We start from the raw sequence: 2,154 nt of genomic DNA, 5'->3' as shown, positions 1-2,154 counted from the left end.
CACCTCCCCCGCCCCAAAAACACCAACGCCCCCGCACAGGGCCACCGGTGCGAGGGCGCGTGTTCGCCGGAGCCGGTCCGGCTCCGGCCTCTGCGCTTGGGCGACCCGCTCCTACCCGTCCACGTCCAGCCCCAGCGCCACCCGGCCGGTGAAGAGCGCCTGCTCGTCGGCGCGCAGCGGGTGGAAGCGGGCGCCCTGCACGTCGCGGAAGGCGCGCTCCAGGCCCAGGTCCCGATAGAAGGAGGCGCCGCCCACCACTTCCATGGCGCGCTCCACCGTCTCGATGGCGCCGCGGCCGGCCAGGGTCCGGGCGGTCATCACCCGGCTGGTGGTCTCCGGTCCCGGCATCGCTCCACCGGCCATGCGCACCATGGCGTCGAGGGCGAGGCCGGCCATGGCATGGGCATTCTCCATGGCGCCGACGCGGGCGGGCAGGCCGGTGTCGAAGCCGCGGCGGCGGCCGATCTCCAGCGCCGTCGCCCGTGCCCCGTCGGCCACCCCCATGTAGGCGGAATAGATGATGGGGAAGGCGATCATGCTGATGGTGTGGAACAGCAGGTGCCACTTGCCCTGCGGCCGCCGCCCTGCGATGGAGGCCGCGGGCACGAACACGTCGCGCAGCAGCACGTCGTGGGAGCCGGTGCCGCGCATGCCCATCACGTGCCAGGTATCCAGCACCGTGACCCCCGGCGCCGTGAACGGCACGGCGAAGTGCAGCACGGTGGGGCCGGCCTCCGGATCATCGTAAACGGCGCTGGTCATCAGCAGGTCGCCGGCCGGGCAGCCGCTGGAGAAGACCTTGCGCGCATTGATGCGGAAGCCCCCCTCGCAGGGGGTGGCGGTGCCCTCGCTGCGCAGCCAGTCCGAGCCGCCACTGGAGACCAGCACGAGGTTTTCGGCCGCCACGCGCTTCAGCAGGCCGTCCGTGGGCGCGTTCTGGTGGCGCCAGCGCCAGGCGGCGGTGGCCACCAGGTGCGAATGCATGGAGAAGGCGAGCGCGGTGGAGCCGCACTGCGCGCCGAGGCGGCGGACCACCTCGCAGATGTCGGCGACGCTGGCGCCGCCGCCGCCGAACTCCTCCGGCACCAGCGCCTTGAAGAAGCCGTCGGCCTTCAGCTTCTGGAAGGTGTCGGAGACGAAGCTCTCGCGCGCATCGTGCTCGGCGGCGTGCGCACCGATTTCGCCGGCGGTATTATCGACCTGCGCAAGCCAATCGGTCCTGACAGGTTCAATCGCTGCGTGGATACCTACAGACATTTCCATCCTCCGGCTGTTGTCGAAGCCCTCATTTATAGAGGGAGGATGCCCATTTCTGGTGGCCGGGCGCTAGTTCAGGAACTGAAGCGGGCCAATACAGAAAATGAACTTGGCCCCCATGTCCGGGAGGCGTATTCTAAGCCAGCATATTCCCTAGAGGAAATCATGACGCAAGGCAGCTACAAGCAGTTCTGTCCGGTGGCCATGGCGGCGGAGATCCTCTGCACCCGCTGGACCGTTGTGCTGCTGCGCGAGCTGGTGGCGGGGTCCACGCGCTTCAACGACCTGCGGCGGGGCGTGCCGCGCATGTCGCCCGCGCTGTTGTCGCAGCGGCTGAAGGAGCTGGAGGCGGCAGGCATCCTCTACCGCGCCGCCTCACGCACCGAGGCCGGCGTGTTCGAATACCGCCTGACCGCCGCCGGGCAGGAACTGGGACCGCTGGTGGAAGCCTTCGGCATCTGGGGGCAGCGCTGGGTGGAGACGGAGCTGTCGCTGCAGCATCTCGATGTGTCGCTGCTGATGTGGGACATGCGCCGCAACCTCGACCCCACCCCCATGCCGAAGCGGCGCAGCCTCATCAAGTTCCAGTATCCGGAGCTGTCGGCGGGGCAGCGCTCCTGGTGGCTCATCGTCGAGCCCCGGATGGACGTGGACCTGTGCAGCGTCGATCCCGGCTTCGACGTGGATCTCTACGTGGCGAGCGACCTCAAGACCATGACGGCGATCTGGATGGGCCTTGATACCGTGCGCGTGGCCGTGGACGAGCGGCGGCTGATGCTGACCGGGGATCCGGGGCTCGCCGGCAACATCCAGTCCTGGCTCGGCCTCAGCCCCTTCGCCAAGGAGCGCAAGGTGGCGTGAGGGGTCCACCGGCCCACCCCTTGCCATCCGCCCCCG

At 69.3% G+C, this 2,154-nt stretch carries 2 protein-coding genes; one reads left to right on the top strand and one right to left on the bottom strand.

Annotation, left to right across the window (positions count from 1 at the left end; all coding sequences use genetic code 11):
• Positions 1 to 111 precede the first annotated feature (111 nt).
• Positions 112 to 1,257 carry an acyl-CoA dehydrogenase family protein gene (locus K9U41_RS22655; RefSeq protein WP_282643097.1) on the bottom strand — a complete coding sequence of 382 codons (1,146 nt, stop codon included), beginning with the start codon at positions 1,255 to 1,257 and terminating at the stop codon, positions 112 to 114.
• A gap of 165 nt (positions 1,258 to 1,422) precedes the next feature.
• Between K9U41_RS22655 and K9U41_RS22650 the strand changes: the two genes are divergently transcribed.
• Entirely contained in the window at positions 1,423 to 2,118 is a 696-nt protein-coding gene (locus K9U41_RS22650) for a winged helix-turn-helix transcriptional regulator (protein WP_282643096.1), read from the top strand.
• Positions 2,119 to 2,154: the final 36 nt, after the last annotated feature.

The organism is Xanthobacter autotrophicus, from assembly GCF_029991245.1.
Taxonomy (GTDB): domain Bacteria; phylum Pseudomonadota; class Alphaproteobacteria; order Rhizobiales; family Xanthobacteraceae; genus Xanthobacter; species Xanthobacter autotrophicus_C.
Note: the sequence above shows the minus strand (reverse complement) of the source record. Positions and strands in the feature narration are given on the sequence as shown.

Bases quoted from the DNA above. Each gene is read 5' to 3' on its own strand.
- K9U41_RS22650 (WP_282643096.1), top strand. From the start codon at position 1,423: ATGACGCAAGGCAGCTACAAGCAGTTCTGTCCGGTGGCCATGGCGGCG.
- K9U41_RS22655 (WP_282643097.1), bottom strand. From the start codon at position 1,257: ATGTCTGTAGGTATCCACGCAGCGATTGAACCTGTCAGGACCGATTGG.